The organism is Acinetobacter sp. Tr-809, from assembly GCF_011753255.1.
GTDB lineage: Bacteria > Pseudomonadota > Gammaproteobacteria > Pseudomonadales > Moraxellaceae > Acinetobacter.
This window is the reverse complement of sequence record NZ_VWVZ01000007.1, coordinates 140,015-155,805: the sequence shown is the minus strand read 5'-3', so window position 1 is coordinate 155,805 and position 15,791 is coordinate 140,015. Positions and strand designations below refer to the sequence as shown.

The window sequence follows — 15,791 nt, the reverse complement described above, 5'->3', positions numbered from 1 at the left end:
AGGTTTTTATGCTGGACAATAAACAATGCGAAGCCTTCTTTGCGGTTGCTGAAAATGGAAGCTTCGAACAAGCAGGCACCAAGCTCTGTATTACTGCATCGGCGGTGACATTGAGAGTCCAAGCACTTGAAAAAGAGTTAGGCCAATTACTGCTGATTCGTGGTCGTCCTTGTGTCCTAACACAAGCAGGTCAGCAGATCTTCGAACATATACAGCACATCCGACGTTTAGAACAAAACTTACTCCATGGTTTGACTGGTGGAGGAGAATCACATTTTTTCAAGACTGTGATTGGTTCAAATGAAGACTCTTTAGCGACATGGTTGCTTCCTGCATTAAAGGATGTGTTACTCAAAGAAAAGATTGCAATTGAGCTGAGAACGGATGATCAGTCACATACCTATTCATTATTAGAAAAGGGGACGGTGAGTGCCTGTATTTCGATTGAAGATCAACCCATGCGCGGTTGCCGTGCGCAATATTTAGGTTTGATGCGTTATCAAATGATGGCGACAGAGCAATTTAGACGGAAATGGTTTGCAGATGGCGTACATCGAGAAACTTTACGTGCTGCACCAGCCATTATATTTAATGAGAAAGATCGCATGCATTTTGATCTTCTTGAAAAACACTATGGATTGATGAAAGGCACTTATCCCTGTCACTTAATTCCATCATCGGAGTCTTTTGTGACCGCGATTAAATTGGGGTTGGGTTATGGCATGGTGCCTGAGCTGCAACTGAATATTGAAAATAAAGCAGAAGTATTGGTTGGGTTATTGCCTGATATTCGAATTGATATTCCACTGTATTGGCATCATTGGGATCAACAATCAAAGCCACTACAGCTTTTGACTGAGCATATTGTAAAACATGCTCGATTAATTTTGGCTTAAGACGAGAGAATAACAATAAAAAATTATTATATCGTGTATGGTATCAGTATTTTAAACACATGAGTTTACACTGCTTCTAAAACGTTTAATTAGTGTAATGAAATCTAAGAAATATTTAGAAGCAACGTCAAAAACAAATCAATCCTGATTATTTTGTTGGAAGATAATAATTAGAAAATCCTAGAGCTTCCAATATATTGTTTAGAGACATTATTTAAAGCAGTTAATATACGGCTAGCATCTTTCGTGTTTAATGCTTCATTGAGCTCATGCATATACGCTACAATTTGTGCTTTTACTTTGTCTGCGAAAACTGGCGTGACCGCTTGATCTTCATAGAGTAGGACATAGTTTTTTGCAAAACCATAAATCAGAAATAAAGCATTGTGTTCAAGCGGGTGCTCAGCAGCAGCAATGGCTTGTTCGCATTGACATTTTAATTGTTGGTAGGCATCCGTTCCATTTGGAAGAGTTTGAAACGTTTCAAATATAGATTGGAAATTCATTTGAATTACTCGCTTAAAAAGAAAATCTACAGATGATTGAACTAAAAATCAAGGAAAATTTATTATTTTTTATGATGAGTTATTTATGCAATGATTCAGATTATTTTGCTTTAAAGGATTAAATAGTTTATTGGAAGATTTAGTTTATCTTTGCGAAAAAGTTGAATATAGCAATGATGTCACGGATTTGTTTAATGTTTTTTACATTTCCAATACTAGTCATATACATGCTGTACAAATCAAAAAGTGTCTTAATATGGGAAAATGATAACAATTATTTGATTTTGATCGTTTTAGGTGATGGTTGTGAAGAATATTTTATTACCCGCTATTTTGGTATTTGGTTTGGTTGGTTGTACTTCTATAACAACAATGACTCCTGCTCAATTTAACCAACTCGCTGCAACGCAAATTCCTTTTGCTGGAAGTTGGGCGGGTGAAGTGGGGCCTTCCTCTGCTGTCTTGCAGTTAAATCGTCAAGGGCACGGCATATTTTGTATAGACGATGGTAAAGACGTCATGTCATACAATGTCAAACTGATTGATCAAGTGTTGTATAGTGACAAAGGGGTCAAGTTTAAGGTGAAAGAATTAAATAACAGTAATGCCAAGATCCATATGAGTTTGTTAGGTCTAGGTGTGACTTTTGATCTAAATAAAGATGATCAATTACAGCGTGTGACATCGGCTTGCAAGCAAGCCCTGAATTAAGTTTGTATATAATTTTAATCACTTATACCTATACACACGGTATTTAAAATCTCCGCAGATGAAAGAGAGTATTATGTTTTCTCCTTATATTCATGCGTTTGCATTGTTTTTCTCATTACTCAATCCCTTCCTGATGAGTGTCTATATGGTAGGCATGATTCGTAATACCGATGCAAAGGTATTTAGTAAAGCCTTGATACAGGGCAGTTTAATTGCCTTTGGGGTGTTTATTCTATTTGCCTGGGGCGGTGAGAATATTTTCAGTCGCTATTTGAATGTTCGTTTCGAATCTTTTCAAATTTTTGGTGGCCTAATTTTCTTGGTAATCGGATATCGTTATGTATTTCAGGGTGCAGAAACGATTGGGGAAATGCGTGGTGCGCCTGAACATCTGGCTGGTACCATTGCGATGCCATTTATGATCGGTCCAGGCACAATTAGTGCAGCGGTGGTTACAGGGGTGAGTGTACCTTTTACTGGTGCAATGGCCGTTATTGCAATTACCTTGATTTTAACCTGTAGTATTTTGATCCTGATGAAATTTGGTCATGATCATCTACGTTATAAACATGCAAAATATATCGATCGCTATTTTGATATTGTTGGGCGTTTATCGGCTTTGCTGATTGGTACGATTGCAATTGATATGATTGTAAACGGTATAGTTGGTCTGATTCGTTCAGCCAATCTGAGTTAATTATGTCCTAGTTTGATTTTATATGGCTGATATTGAAGCTGTTTTTTATTTCATTAATCCTCTAGTTTGAAGAGGAGATCTGGATAAAAACAGTTTCATTGTCATTATTTCGAATTGAATGATAGAGCGATTATAAAAATAATTGATGATTTTTTATGGTTTTGCGCATATTTTTACGCGCATGAATGAACGATAATAACAATGTTGCATTCTCAATGAGCTCTCATGTATCAATTAGATCAAGCAAACCAAGCACCTGATGACCAGTCAGAGTTGACGATGACGGTTTTAATGACACCTGATATGGCAAACTTTTCAGGTAATGTTCATGGTGGAACTATTCTCAAGTTGCTCGATCAAGTCGCCTATGCATGCGCCAGCCGATATTCAGGTAGCTATGTGGTCACCATGTCGGTTGATCGCGTTAATTTTAAAGAACCCATCTATGTAGGTGAATTGGTAACTTTTCTTGCCAGTGTCAATCATGTCGGCCGTACTTCAATGGAAATCGGTATTCGTGTTGAATCCCAAAACATTCAGAAACGAACGATTCGTCATACCAATACTTGTTATTTCACCATGGTTGCCGTGGATGAACAGCGTAAACCAAAAGAAGTACCACAGTTAAATTTGGATACAGAATGGAAGCGTTGTCGTTTTGAAGCTGCTGAGCAGCGTAAGGCAATACGTTTGCAAGAAGTTCATCAACCTTCATGCAGTGTTTTTAAGAAAACGACATAGTACTCAGTTTTTTAATATACAGCTGATGCAAAAATAAAAGATCGAACCGCAGCATGGTTCGATCTTTTTTACATTTGTAATGAAATAAAGTTTAAATCATTAAAAATGTGGGTCTAAAGGTCTGGAGGAACCTTGAGATCTGATTAGTTTGTTGGTGCTGGTGTAGATGCAGGTGCTTCAGTAGTTGTCGCATCAGCTGCAGCTTGACCTTGAGTTTCAGGTTGTTCTTGAGTTGAAACAACCACTCTTTCTTCAGTTTGTTGCTCATTTGCTGGTGCTGCAAATGTAGACGCTGCTGCAAGAGTAAGTGTAGTTGCAAGAAGAGTTTTGATAAGTTTCATGTTTGGCATCCTTAATTTAATAAAATAACAACCTCAATACGATGATTCGGTTAATCCAAATCTCTCAATTTCGGCATGAGGTTCATGCTATGTGCCAAACGTTGTTGCGGCAATATTCTTAACAATCTATTACGCCTATCTTAACAATATGAAATATTGAATCGCCTTATGTAGTTACTATGTAAAACATCATGAAGAAATTAAGGATGAAAATGTATGTAAATATGTTTTTTAGATTAAAAAACGAGCAGTTTTTTTACGTGTTTTAAACACGATATGCGCTTCGGTGAAAAATCATTAATTGAATAAACCATTTATATTTTACATTTAAATAAGAATTTTAGATTTAATTTGTGAGATATATCTCATTATTTTTATAAAATAATATTTTGGTCTAATTATGTGGAAAAATCATTCTTTATTTTATTTCATCAAATTTTATCTTTAGAATGAAATAAATTTTTAAAGCGAGTTGATCGTGAAGGTTATTGCTCCCAAAACAGTGCCCACGCATATTATTTCTGGCTTTTTAGGGGCAGGGAAGACCACATTATTACAGCATTTGCTCACTCAAAAGCCTGAGCATGAGGTTTGGGCAGTTCTCATGAATGAGTTTGGACAGATTGGGGTAGACCAACAACTGATTACCCAGCAGCAAGGTTATGCGGTGAAAGAGTTGCTCGGTGGTTGTTTGTGCTGTAGCAGTCAATTGCCGATGCAGATAGCACTTTCGCGCTTACTCAGTGAAAGCAAACCTGATCGTTTATTTATCGAACCCACGGGTTTAGGGCATCCAGCGCAATTATTGGAACAACTGACTGAACCGCATTGGCAAACAAGCTTGGCAATGCGTGCTTTGGTGATTGTTGTAGATGGGAGTCGTCTGCATGATCAGGATTGGGTCAAACAGAATTTATATACCGATCAACTAAAAGCAGCACAGGTTGTGGTGTTGTCGCATATCGACTGTATGACAGCAGCAGATCATCAAGCCTACGTGACTTTAAAACAAGAATATGAAACCTATGTCCAGTATTGGATTGAAGCTGAAAATGGGCAGGTGGATATTCAACAATTGGATATTCAGCAGCAACCTGTTCAACGTAAGATTCAACCCTTATTAAAGTTACAACAAGCGCAAGCAGCGACTGAACAGCTATCAGAAATAAAGCAGCTTCCATATCACTATGTAGAAACAGCTCAGGGTTATACAGTGGCGGGTTGGAAGTTACCTAAGCGTTGGCAATTCAACTTTTATGAACTATTAGATTTATTGTGTGCGCAACAGGATTGGGTGCGAATTAAAGGAATCTTTAATACAGATCAAGGTTGGAAAAGCTTTAACTTTAATCCACAACAGTTTAACTATAAGTCGGCTGAAGAGAGCATCGATAATCGAGTTGAAATCATTTGCCAATCAACACAGGATTGGTTAGCTTTTGAAACACAATTATTGCAGTGCCGTATAGATCCAATTGATGATCAAATCGCACATGCTCCTCGGTAAAATAGAGTATGCTTAGCGCCAAATTTGAGAACATTGTATTTAAGAGTTTAGTTTATGGCGTTAAAGGCAACAATATATAAGGCAGACCTCAATATTGCCAATATGGATGAGCATATCTATGCAGATTATCAGCTTACACTTGCTCAGCATCCTTCTGAAACTATTGAACGTTTAATGGTTCGTATTCTGGCTTATGCACGTTTTGCTGATGAGCGTTTAGAGTTCACCAAAGACTTGTTTGAAACAGATGAGCCAGCGTTATGGCAAAAAGATTTGACTGGGCTGTTAGAGCAATGGATCGAAGTGGGTTGCCCATCTGAAGATAAAGTGAAAAAGGCGAGTGCACGTTGTAAGAATGTTGCAGTTGTGACTTATGGTTCTCAGTCAGATGATTGGTGGCAGAAAAATACCAAGATTAAAACCTTAAGCAATGTGCAAGTGTGGCAATTGGCCCCACAAACTACGCAGGCACTTGAGGGCTTATGCGAACGTACCATGCAATTGCAGCTGAATATTATGGATGGCGAATGGACATTGTTAAGCGACAAAGGTCAGGTCGACATTCAGTGGCAACAATTGCAATAATTTAGCTTGAGTGATTTGGAGAGATAGAAATGAGTGCAGAATTAGAAATTATTGATTTAAAAGTTGGCGAAGGTAAAGAAGCAGTTCGTGGTGCCTTGATTACGACTCATTATACCGGTTGGTTGGAAGATGGAACCAAGTTTGACTCATCTTTAGATCGTGGTAACTACTTTGAAACGGTGATTGGTACTGGACGTGTGATTAAAGGCTGGGACCAAGGCATTATGGGAATGCGTGTGGGCGGAAAGCGTAAATTGATTGTTCCTGCACACTTGGCTTATGGCTCACGTAAAATGGGCAAGATCATTCCAGCCAATGCCAATTTAACTTTTGAAATTGAGCTATTCGATGTGAAAACACGCGACGAATAACCGGTTTTTACTATTCAAAAAATAAAGCGATTTGGTCTATTTTTAGACGAAATCGCTTAAAAATCATAAGTATAAAATAATATTGCCAACCATATAATAAGGTTTTGATTTTTAAAAATATTTCTTTTATCTGAATTTTATTGCAGTCTAAGAAAAAAATATTGATTCTCTATATACAGTGCTGTATATCTTTGAGTTAAAAGAGCAATTTTTCTACGACCTTGATTTTGATGAAGCTGTATTTAATCTAAGGCTATGGAATTTTGCACTTTCGGTCACTATAAGTTGACGGGGGTAGTCACTGATAGTTTCTCCATTATAAAAATTCGGCAAAAAAAGTAACGGTAAGAATTTGAGTGAGTAGAGGTTGATATGAATGATTATTTGGATATCACTGCATCAGAATTATTAAAAGAGCTGGATCATTTTTTTCTGATAGATACCCATGATGGGGCACAGACTGGTTTTTGGGTCAATGAGAAAGCCTTAATTGATAAACATTATTGGATTGATGGGGATTATAAAATTGAAATCCTCAGATCATTGCAGCCTTCACACCAGTATGCGCCACATGATTATAAAATCACCCGTTTAGCAATGGGTGAAAATGATAGCAATGTGGTGTTACTGGAATATGATGGGGTGCATAAAAAAATTCAGACCTTTCGCCGTGGCGAATGGGTGAATCGTCTGAACAAATATTTTTATCAAAAAGAACGCCACTATTTACAGCAGCTTGCAGATCATCCGAATTTCCAATCAATTGAGTACTAATTCTTTTTTATCGTGATTGAAAGTTCCTGATATCGATTTATATATCAGGAACTGTGCTTATTAAAAAATATTCAATTAAAGTGTGATTGATTTCATAAAAAATACATTTAAGTTTATTTTCAGCTTTTAAAATTATAAATACAATCCGTACTTCCAGCTGACCATCAAAAACATCTTATTTGTCCATAAAATTGTAAGATGATGCAGGCATGATCTGCGATCAACGAATTTCTAATCTTGAGACGATATCTCTATGACAACACGTTTAGTGTCCCCGACGTTAAAAACTTTTTTAGGTCTAGTGTTTGGGGTGGTTGCCAGCACCACAACTTTTGCGGCAAATCCAAAAATCGATGCAACCACATTGACCGTCATTGGGTATCACGAAATTACAGATCGAAAAGATGCATTGATTCCAAGCTATGCAGTAACCGCGAAGCAGTTTGGTGAGCACATCGACTGGCTGAAAAAGAATGGTTATCACTTTATTAATGTCGATCAATTAATTAAGGCACATCAAGGCAAATATAAGTTGCCCAGTAAACCTATTTTACTGACCGTGGATGATGGTTATCAGTCGTTTTATCAAAATGCATATCCGATTATTCGTGCCAAAAAGATTCCAGTAGTTTTGGCTGTCGTTGGTTCATGGTTGGAGCCTAAAGCAGGGCAGAAAGTTGATTTTGGTGGTGAGCCGATTGAACGCAATAAAATCTTAAGTTGGGATGAGCTGAAGGAAATGCAAAACAGTGGTTTGGTTGAAATCGCCAGCCATAGTTATCATTTACATCAAGGGATTAATGGTAATCCACAGGGTAATCTAGAGCCTGCTGCGATTACGCGAATCTATGATCCTAAAACCAAGAGCTATGAAAGTGATGCGGTATATCAAGCCCGTGTTTATCAAGATTTAAAAACCAATAATGATCTTTTAAAAGCACATGGTTTACGTTCGCCACGTGTCATGGTTTGGCCTTATGGTCGTTATAATATGCAATTGGTACAAACGGCTAAGCAGCTGGGTATGCCGATTACCATCACTTTGGATGATGGAGCTGATCATGCCAAGCAATCGCTACAGAATATGAGCCGTATTTTGATTCAGGGCAATATGTCCACCAGCGCTTTGGCGCAAGAGATTAAGAACCGTGAATTGAATCTGAATGACAACAATCGACCGCAAAAAATTATGCATGTCGATTTAGACTACATTTATGATCCAGATAGCAAACAGCAAGAACGTAATCTCGACCATCTGATTGACCGTATTAATGGTATGGGCGTGAACACAGTCTATTTACAGGCCTTTTCTGATCCTGATGCCAATGGTTCTGCTGATATGGTGTATTTCCCAAATCGTCATATTCCAATGCGTGCAGATTTGTTCAATCGAGTGGCTTGGCAGATTCAAACCCGTACTCCAGTGCAGCGTCTATATGCATGGATGCCACTTTTGGCTTGGGAACTACCTAAGACTGATCCAGTGTCGAAAGACTTGGTGGAAACCCAGCAAGCAAAAGCGGGTGAGCATTTGAATATGGGCTATATTCGTCTCAGCCCATTCTCACCAGAAGCACGTCAGACCATTAAAGAGATTTATCAGGATCTTGCTAAATCAACACCGTTCGATGGCTTGTTATTCCATGACGATGTAACTTTGTCAGACTATGAAGATGCCAGTCCAGATGCGTTGGCGGCGTATGCCAAACAAGGTTTACCAACAGATTTAGCGAAGATACGTGACAATGATACGGACTTGCAAAAATGGACCGCTTATAAAACGAATTATTTAGATGACTTTGCGATGGAACTTGCTGGAGAAGTCCGTCAATATCAGCCATTCCTCGTGACTGCTCGTAATCTTTACGCACAAGTGGCATTAAATGCCTATGCGGAAAACTGGTATGCTCAATCCTTAGAACAATCCCTGAATCGTTATGACTTTACAGCGATTATGGCGATGCCTTATATGGAGCAATCAGACAATCCAGCCAAGTTTTATTCAGACATTATAAACCGTGTGAAGCAGTATCCAAATGGGATTAAAAAGACCGTGATGGAGTTGCAAGCGGTGAATTGGCGCAATGATCAAAAAGTGCCGTCTGAAGAAATGGCAGCGACGATTAAGTCTTTATATGAGCAAGGCGCAATGCACGTGGCGTATTATCCAGATGATCCGATCAAAGGGCATCCAGATGTAGAAACCATGCGTAAGGCATTTGGTCTAAAATCATCTCAATTAGTACCATAGTCGAGTAAGGTAGATGAGTTGGATTGCTTTATTGTGGTCATATGCCATTAAGTTTGTTTTTTACTATCCACTATTTATGTCGTATTTATGGATGGTTGGGGCAATTATTTTTTACTGGAAGGAGCGTCAAGATCCTCCCTATCAGCAACCCGCAGCTTTGCCTGAGTATCCCAAAGTCGCGGTCTTAGTGCCGTGCTTTAACGAGGGGGACAATGCTGAAGAAACTATTAGTCATGCACTGAAATTGGATTATCCAAACTTTGAGGTAATTGCGATTAATGATGGCAGTTCTGACAATACGGGTGAAGTACTAGATCGATTAGCCACGCAATATGAAAAATTACGTGTCGTGCATTTGGCTCAGAACCAGGGCAAAGCGATGGGGCTACAAGCAGGTAGCTTGATGACCGATGCAGAATTCCTGATCGGGATTGATGGTGATGCTCTGCTTGATCCGCATGCCGCTAAATGGATGATGCGGCATTTCTTGGAAGATCCAACAGTTGCCGCAGTCACGGGTAATCCGCGTATTCGGACACGTTCGACCTTGCTTGGACGAATTCAGGTGGGGGAGTTTTCTTCAATTGTCGGTATGATTAAGCGCGCACAACGTACTTTTGGTCGTTTATTTACCGTATCTGGTGTGATCACCGCCTTTCGTAAAAGTGCTGTCCATCAAGTTGATTATTGGTCACCGAATATGTTGACTGAAGATATCGATATCACTTGGAAATTGCAACGTGCTGGTTGGGATGTGCGCTTTGAGCCCAATGCCTTGGTGTGGATTTTGATGCCTGAAACTTTAAATGGTTTATGGAAACAGCGTTTACGTTGGGCTATGGGTGGGGCACAGGTTCTGGTTAAAAATATTGATGTGTTTTTAAAGCCTAAACTTAATTTCTTATGGCCTTTGATGTTTGAGCTGTGTTTGACACTCATTTGGTCATATTTGATGCTTATTATGGCGGTGATCTGGTTATTGCATTTTATCTTTGCAATCCCAGCTCTCGCTGTGGTGAGTTCGCCATTTTTACCATACGGTAGTGGAATTTTATTAGGTGCGACCTGCTTAATTCAGTTTGCTTTAAGCAAATGGATGGATAGTCGTTATGAGCCAAGCCTAGGGAAAAATTATTATTGGATGATTTGGTACCCGTTTGTGTTTTGGTTGATCACGATTACTGCTACAATCGTCGCCTTTCCAAAGGTGCTGTTGCGTAATGATGAGAAACGTGCCCGTTGGATTAGCCCAGATCGTGGAATTCGTTGAATCGGAAAGATTCATTTTGCTGAGTAATAAGCAATGAAAGCTGACAGTTTAATTATTGATGTACGTCGCCAACTCCCATGGCATAAACGTTACTTCTCGACTACTACCACCGCAATGATGTGGGCGGGGTGGTTATTGTTATGGCGTCCGTTTATTTTGGTATGGGTGCTGGTTGAGTTGCAAAAGACCCATATCGCACAACGTTTAATGTCCGCATTTAGCGACGGCATTGAGCATGGTGTAACGGCATTATTTATGTGTGCAGTTGCATTGTTGTTGTGGGGTTTTTTGCCAGCAAAACGTGTGCATCAAAAGCATGCTGTTGAAAAGACCTTACCTGATTATGCGCGTTATTTCGAATTACCTGAGCAAGAAATTCAGGTAGGGCGTCAGCAGAAGGTTAGCATCGTACATCATGATGAAAATGGTAAAATTATTCGAGTCGAATAATTACTTATTGTTCTAGATCAACAATATTGAATGCTTTAATTTTTTTAATTAAGGCATTTTTTATTATATGTCCTTAAATTTTAGGCATAAAAAAACCAGCTTAGGCTGGATTTTTATTTGCACCATCTTTCATTAGTTGGAAGATGGTGCCCGAGGCCAGACTCGAACTGGCACGCTTTGTGGGCGGGGGATTTTAAATCCCCTGTGTCTACCGATTTCACCACTCGGGCATGTGCGCAATAATAGAGGACACTTTAAAACTTGGCAAGAGCAAAACAGATTATTTGCTTTCTTTTCAATCAATTCATGTGCTTATCTGATGAAAAATAAGCATTGTCATATAATTTTAATGATTCTTTCATCAAATTGAGATCAAAGCTTCATCAAAGCTAATTAATTTAAGTCATTTATTTATAGTGATAAAAGTTAAGGTAGCTATCCAAATGACAGCAAAAATTTCACGACGGGAACTTATTCAAAAAAGTCTATTCGGTTTCGGGGCGTTGTCTTTATCTGCGGGTTTTACGGGGTGTAACGACAGTTCAGATCAAGAGACAACAACATTACAAGTGAATTTTGAACATGGGGTTGCCAGTGGTGATCCCTTGCAAGATCGTGTGATCTTATGGACGCGCTTGACACCAAGCGACAGTAGCGCACGTTTACAAGTAACTTGGGAAATTGCTTTAGATCAGCAATTCAAGCAAATTATTAAAACGGATAAGGTAACGACTTCGGTTTCACAAGATTTTACCGTGAAGGTTGATGCGACAGGTTTGAAACCGGATCAAAGCTATTTCTACCGTTTTATTTTCGGTGATAAGAGCTCGCCTATCGGGCAAACCAAGACTTTGCCAAGCAGCACGACAAAAGTCAGTTTTGCGGTATGTTCATGTTCAAACTACCCAGCAGGTTATTTCTATGTGTACCGTGAAATGGCCAAGCAGAATGTCGATGTAGTGATTCACCTTGGTGACTACATCTATGAATATGGTGCAGATGGCTATGCAGCAGAAGATGCAGCTAAATTGGGACGAAGCCTAGCTGCAGATAACAGTAAAGAAATTATTAAATTAGATGATTATCGCAAACGTTATGCGCTGTATCGTAAAGATAAAGACTTGCAGGCCTTGCATCATCGTCATCCATTTATTGTGATTTGGGATGATCATGAGTTAGCCAATGATGCATGGCGAGAGGGGGCTGAAAATCATCAACCGAATGAAGGACCTTTCCTTGATCGTAAATTGGCAGCTTTGCAGGCCTATTTTGAGTGGATGCCAATTCGCCCTGTCGATGATCAACACACCAAGATTTACCGCCAGTTCGATTTTGGCAATCTGGTTCAATTGACGATGTTGGATACGCGTATTATTGCGCGTGATGAACAGTTGGATTATGCCAATTATATGACAGCGAATGGTTTGGATATTGCAAAATTCCAAGCAGATCTCACTAATCCAGCGCGTACTTTAATGGGCTATACCCAACGTGATTGGCTGATTGGAAAACTGCAACAGTCAACAGCAACTTGGAATGTGCTTGGTCAGCAAATTTTAATGACCAAGATGTTGGTTCCTGCAGAACTGCTGCTTGCCTTAGCTGAGATTACCGCAGGCAATCCGAGTGCAGATACTTTAAATAAGATGAATGCCCAAATCACTGAATTAGTAAAATTGAAAATTCGATTATTACAGGGTGATCCTAGTTTAACTGCACAAGAAAAAGCGCGTGTTTTGACAGTTGCACCTTATAACCTAGATGCATGGGATGGCTATTTTGCCGAGCGTGAAATTGTATATGGCGCTTTGGCTCAACTAAAGAAAAAGGTTGTGGTGCTGGCAGGAGATACCCATAACGCATGGTCATCGAACTTATATAGTAAAGATGGTGTCTTTGTAGGGGTAGAATTGGCAACCAGTTCGGTGTCTTCACCGGGTTTGGAAAAATATTTAAATATTCCACTGGCGCAGTTGCAACAGTTTGAATTTGCATTTACGACTTTGATTGATGAGTTGAATTATTGCAACTTAAATCAAAGAGGCTATTTGATCGTGCAATTTGATGCTGCGCAGGTTCAATCGCAGTGGATTTATGTCGATTCGATCAAAAAGCCTGAATATGTGATTGATAAAACACGAGGTTATCAATTAAGTTTAGATAAAAACCTATTGCCAGTAAAAACAGGACAGCAAGTGGCTTAAGTTTCAAAAGTGGTAGGGAGGCCAAGTCAATGAACTTGGCTTTTTTATGATCTGCTCTTAAATTTTAGACATAAAAAAACCAGCTTACGCTGGATTTTTATTTGCACCATATTTCAGTAGCTGAAAGATGGTGCCCGAGGCCAGACTCGAACTGGCACGCTTTGTGGGCGGGGGATTTTAAATCCCCTGTGTCTACCGATTTCACCACTCGGGCTTTACCAATGGAGGCGGAGGTCGGAATCGAACCGGCGTACACGGAGTTGCAGTCCGCTGCATGACCACTCTGCCACCCCGCCATCTCTTGGTGATGCACATATTAGCAATCTTTAAAAAAAAAACAATAGTGTTTATAGCGAATATGCACATAAAAACAACATCTAAAAGAATATTGCTCAAATTATCATGTATTATTTACGCAATTGATTCATACCCACTTTGGAGATGCGCTGTGGCATTGGTTTTAGACGGTCGTGCATTAGCAAAACAAATTGAAACGGATTTGTTGGTACGTGTAGAAGCATTAAAAGCAAAATCGGGGCGTACCCCAATCTTGGCAACTATCTTGGTTGGTGATGATGGCGCATCTGCAACTTATGTGCGTATGAAAGGCAATGCTTGCCGCCGTGTTGGCATGGACTCATTAAAAGTTGAACTTCCAAAAGAAACCACAACTGAACAATTATTGGCTGAAATTGAAAAATTAAATGCTAATCCAGATGTACACGGAATCTTGTTGCAACATCCAGTGCCTGAACAGATTGATGAAAGAGCGTGTTTCGATGCGATTTCATTGGCGAAAGACGTTGATGGCGTGACTTGCTTAGGTTTTGGTCGTATGGCAATGGGCGAAGCGGCATATGGTTCAGCAACTCCTGCTGGCATCATGACTATTTTGCAAGAAAACAAAATTGAAATCGCTGGTAAGCATGCGGTTGTCGTGGGTCGTTCTGCTATTTTGGGTAAACCAATGGCGATGATGTTATTACAAGCCAATGCAACTGTGACGATTTGCCATTCTCGTACTCAAAATCTTCCAGAATTGGTAAAACAAGCCGATATTATTGTTGGTGCAGTCGGTAAAGCTGAATTGATTCAAAAAGACTGGATCAAACAAGGTGCTGTTGTAGTTGATGCGGGTTTCCATCCACGTGATGGTGGTGGTGTTGGTGATATCCAATTGGTCGGTATCGAAGAAATCGCTTCTGCTTATACCCCAGTTCCTGGTGGTGTAGGGCCGATGACGATTACGACTTTGATTCGCCAAACGGTAGAAGCCGCAGAAAAAGCTTTAGGTTAATATTTTAGCCCCTCTGAATAGAGGGGCTTTTTTAAAGAATTAAAGAAATATGAGTTGTACATTCCAATTTGCCAAAGCACCTGAACATTTGTTGCAGGCTCTGCATCAAGTTATTCCTAATACTGATTTATTAGCACAACAACTTCCCGAAACGCCAATTTCGTTATGGCTCATACCACCTGTATTTCCAACAGACCGTTTAGATGATGACGTGATTCGACGGATTTGGAATGAAACTCCGTATTGGATTTTTTGTTGGGCCTCTGGTTTAGCGATGGCACAATGGCTGTTGGCAGAGCCGCATCATGTCAAAGATAAAGTGGTACTAGATTTTGGTGCTGGATCAGGCGTAGTTGCAATTGCAGCAAAAATGGCAGGAGCAAAGCGTGTCATTTGCTGTGATATCGATCCTGTCAGCCTCGCATCCTGTCGTGAAAATGCATTGTTGAATGATGTTGAACTTGAATATCTAGATGATTTGTATCAGTCCGATCAGGTTGATGTGTTATTGGCAGCAGATGTGTTGTATGACCAATCTAATCGTTTCTTTCTGGATGAGTTCTTAAAGTTTGCACCTGAAGTATGGGTCGCTGATAGCCGAGTCAAAAACTTTAGTCATCCTCAATATCTAAAAATTGATGAACGTAGTGCAAGTACTTGGCCAGATTTGGATGAAGCCAAAGAGTTTAGAAACGTCAGCTTTTACCGCACCAAATAAATATTCGTGATCCCAAACGCTTAGTTGTGTAGAGGTTATCAAATCTCAACACAACAGTGTTGCTGCTCATGCTAAAACATTGAAATGAAATAAAGCGATCTCCTTTAATCGCTATTTATTCTATTTTCTAAAAGAATGTTTGACTAAAAAGGAAGGTGTATGGGTATTCAGCAAGTTGATGATGGCAAACACGGTGCACTTAAGCTTTTCGAAGGTGAAGCACTTGCAGGTGAAATGGCGTATACATGGGCGGGGGATAGTATGCTGATTATTGACCATACCGATGTCAATGAAGCATTTCGTGGTCAAGGCGTAGGACGCAAGCTGTTAGATGAACTGATTGTATTTGTTCGTGAACGCCAAGTGAAGGTAATTCCATTATGTCCTTTTTCAAAATCTGTTTTTGATAAGGACTCATCGATTCGTGATGTGTTAAAAGAATAAGATGAGTTGGATGTATTCTAAATGATGG

At 39.5% G+C, this 15,791-nt stretch carries 17 protein-coding genes and 3 tRNA genes; 15 read left to right on the top strand and 5 right to left on the bottom strand.

Translation table 11 applies throughout. The features are described from left to right. Positions 1 to 8 precede the first annotated feature (8 nt). Positions 9 to 896, top strand: coding sequence for an ArgP/LysG family DNA-binding transcriptional regulator (locus F3J02_RS15845; RefSeq protein ID WP_167250813.1), 888 nt, complete (start codon positions 9 to 11; stop codon positions 894 to 896). Between the two features lie 170 nt (positions 897 to 1,066). On the opposite strand, the gene F3J02_RS15840 is transcribed toward F3J02_RS15845, so the two are convergent. Beyond that, positions 1,067 to 1,402 carry a hypothetical protein gene (locus F3J02_RS15840; protein ID WP_167250811.1) on the bottom strand — a complete coding sequence of 112 codons (336 nt, stop codon included), beginning with the start codon at positions 1,400 to 1,402 and terminating at the stop codon, positions 1,067 to 1,069. A 300-nt stretch (positions 1,403 to 1,702) separates the two neighbouring features. Here F3J02_RS15840 and F3J02_RS15835 point away from each other — a divergent pair, with 300 nt between their 5' ends. The 3 genes from F3J02_RS15835 (at position 1,703) to F3J02_RS15825 (ending at position 3,551) form a co-directional block, all read left to right on the top strand. Next, the gene (locus F3J02_RS15835; protein ID WP_167250881.1) at positions 1,703 to 2,113 is read left to right on the top strand and encodes a J517_1871 family lipoprotein; all 411 of its coding nucleotides are present in this window, start codon (positions 1,703 to 1,705) and stop codon (positions 2,111 to 2,113) included. A 73-nt stretch (positions 2,114 to 2,186) separates the two neighbouring features. After that, the gene (locus F3J02_RS15830) at positions 2,187 to 2,810 is read left to right on the top strand and encodes a MarC family protein (RefSeq protein WP_016541197.1); all 624 of its coding nucleotides are present in this window, start codon (positions 2,187 to 2,189) and stop codon (positions 2,808 to 2,810) included. Positions 2,811 to 3,035: 225 nt separating this feature from the next. Beyond that, positions 3,036 to 3,551 (top strand): acyl-CoA thioesterase, encoded by a 516-nt coding sequence (locus F3J02_RS15825; protein ID WP_167250809.1) that lies wholly within the window; start codon positions 3,036 to 3,038, stop codon positions 3,549 to 3,551. 143 nt (positions 3,552 to 3,694) lie between these two features. Here F3J02_RS15825 and F3J02_RS15820 read toward each other — a convergent pair whose 3' ends face one another. Continuing rightward, entirely contained in the window at positions 3,695 to 3,892 is a 198-nt protein-coding gene (locus tag F3J02_RS15820; RefSeq protein WP_167250807.1) for a hypothetical protein, read from the bottom strand. A 478-nt stretch (positions 3,893 to 4,370) separates the two neighbouring features. On the opposite strand from F3J02_RS15820, the gene F3J02_RS15815 reads away from it, so the two are divergent. From F3J02_RS15815 to pgaD, 7 genes are all read left to right on the top strand, one after another. Next, on the top strand, positions 4,371 to 5,399 hold the full coding sequence (locus F3J02_RS15815; RefSeq protein WP_167250805.1) for a CobW family GTP-binding protein: 1,029 nt from the start codon (positions 4,371 to 4,373) through the stop codon (positions 5,397 to 5,399). A 54-nt stretch (positions 5,400 to 5,453) separates the two neighbouring features. Further along, positions 5,454 to 5,984: a YaeQ family protein gene (locus F3J02_RS15810; RefSeq protein WP_004801500.1), complete on the top strand. Its 531-nt coding sequence runs from the start codon at positions 5,454 to 5,456 to the stop codon at positions 5,982 to 5,984. A gap of 29 nt (positions 5,985 to 6,013) precedes the next feature. Next, entirely contained in the window at positions 6,014 to 6,355 is a 342-nt protein-coding gene (locus F3J02_RS15805) for an FKBP-type peptidyl-prolyl cis-trans isomerase (RefSeq protein ID WP_004652009.1), read from the top strand. A gap of 372 nt (positions 6,356 to 6,727) precedes the next feature. Then, positions 6,728 to 7,129: a hypothetical protein gene (locus F3J02_RS15800; protein ID WP_167250803.1), complete on the top strand. Its 402-nt coding sequence runs from the start codon at positions 6,728 to 6,730 to the stop codon at positions 7,127 to 7,129. A 253-nt stretch (positions 7,130 to 7,382) separates the two neighbouring features. Next, positions 7,383 to 9,380 (top strand): poly-beta-1,6-N-acetyl-D-glucosamine N-deacetylase PgaB, encoded by a 1,998-nt coding sequence (gene pgaB, locus F3J02_RS15795; RefSeq protein ID WP_167250801.1) that lies wholly within the window; start codon positions 7,383 to 7,385, stop codon positions 9,378 to 9,380. Between the two features lie 13 nt (positions 9,381 to 9,393). Beyond that, complete coding sequence (gene pgaC, locus F3J02_RS15790) at positions 9,394 to 10,650, top strand: poly-beta-1,6-N-acetyl-D-glucosamine synthase (RefSeq protein ID WP_005184274.1); 1,257 nt, start codon at positions 9,394 to 9,396, stop codon at positions 10,648 to 10,650. Between the two features lie 33 nt (positions 10,651 to 10,683). Beyond that, positions 10,684 to 11,100 carry a poly-beta-1,6-N-acetyl-D-glucosamine biosynthesis protein PgaD gene (gene pgaD, locus F3J02_RS15785; RefSeq protein ID WP_167250799.1) on the top strand — a complete coding sequence of 139 codons (417 nt, stop codon included), beginning with the start codon at positions 10,684 to 10,686 and terminating at the stop codon, positions 11,098 to 11,100. A 144-nt stretch (positions 11,101 to 11,244) separates the two neighbouring features. Here pgaD and F3J02_RS15780 read toward each other — a convergent pair. After that, positions 11,245 to 11,330, bottom strand: a tRNA-Leu gene (locus tag F3J02_RS15780). Between the two features lie 213 nt (positions 11,331 to 11,543). Here F3J02_RS15780 and F3J02_RS15775 point away from each other — a divergent pair. After that, positions 11,544 to 13,304 (top strand): alkaline phosphatase D family protein, encoded by a 1,761-nt coding sequence (locus F3J02_RS15775; RefSeq protein WP_167250797.1) that lies wholly within the window; start codon positions 11,544 to 11,546, stop codon positions 13,302 to 13,304. A 128-nt stretch (positions 13,305 to 13,432) separates the two neighbouring features. Here the strand turns inward: F3J02_RS15775 and F3J02_RS15770 are convergent. Further along, positions 13,433 to 13,518: transfer RNA gene (locus F3J02_RS15770), tRNA-Leu, on the bottom strand. An 8-nt stretch (positions 13,519 to 13,526) separates the two neighbouring features. Then, positions 13,527 to 13,600, bottom strand: a tRNA-Cys gene (locus F3J02_RS15765). Positions 13,601 to 13,752: 152 nt separating this feature from the next. On the opposite strand from F3J02_RS15765, the gene folD reads away from it, so the two are divergent. The 3 genes from folD (at position 13,753) to F3J02_RS15750 (ending at position 15,763) form a co-directional block, all read left to right on the top strand. After that, on the top strand, positions 13,753 to 14,601 hold the full coding sequence (gene folD, locus F3J02_RS15760) for a bifunctional methylenetetrahydrofolate dehydrogenase/methenyltetrahydrofolate cyclohydrolase FolD (protein ID WP_167250795.1): 849 nt from the start codon (positions 13,753 to 13,755) through the stop codon (positions 14,599 to 14,601). Positions 14,602 to 14,650: 49 nt separating this feature from the next. Then, the gene (locus tag F3J02_RS15755; protein ID WP_167250793.1) at positions 14,651 to 15,319 is read left to right on the top strand and encodes a class I SAM-dependent methyltransferase; all 669 of its coding nucleotides are present in this window, start codon (positions 14,651 to 14,653) and stop codon (positions 15,317 to 15,319) included. Between the two features lie 159 nt (positions 15,320 to 15,478). Then, positions 15,479 to 15,763 carry a GNAT family N-acetyltransferase gene (locus F3J02_RS15750; protein WP_167250791.1) on the top strand — a complete coding sequence of 95 codons (285 nt, stop codon included), beginning with the start codon at positions 15,479 to 15,481 and terminating at the stop codon, positions 15,761 to 15,763. The last annotated feature ends 28 nt before the right edge of the window (positions 15,764 to 15,791 follow it).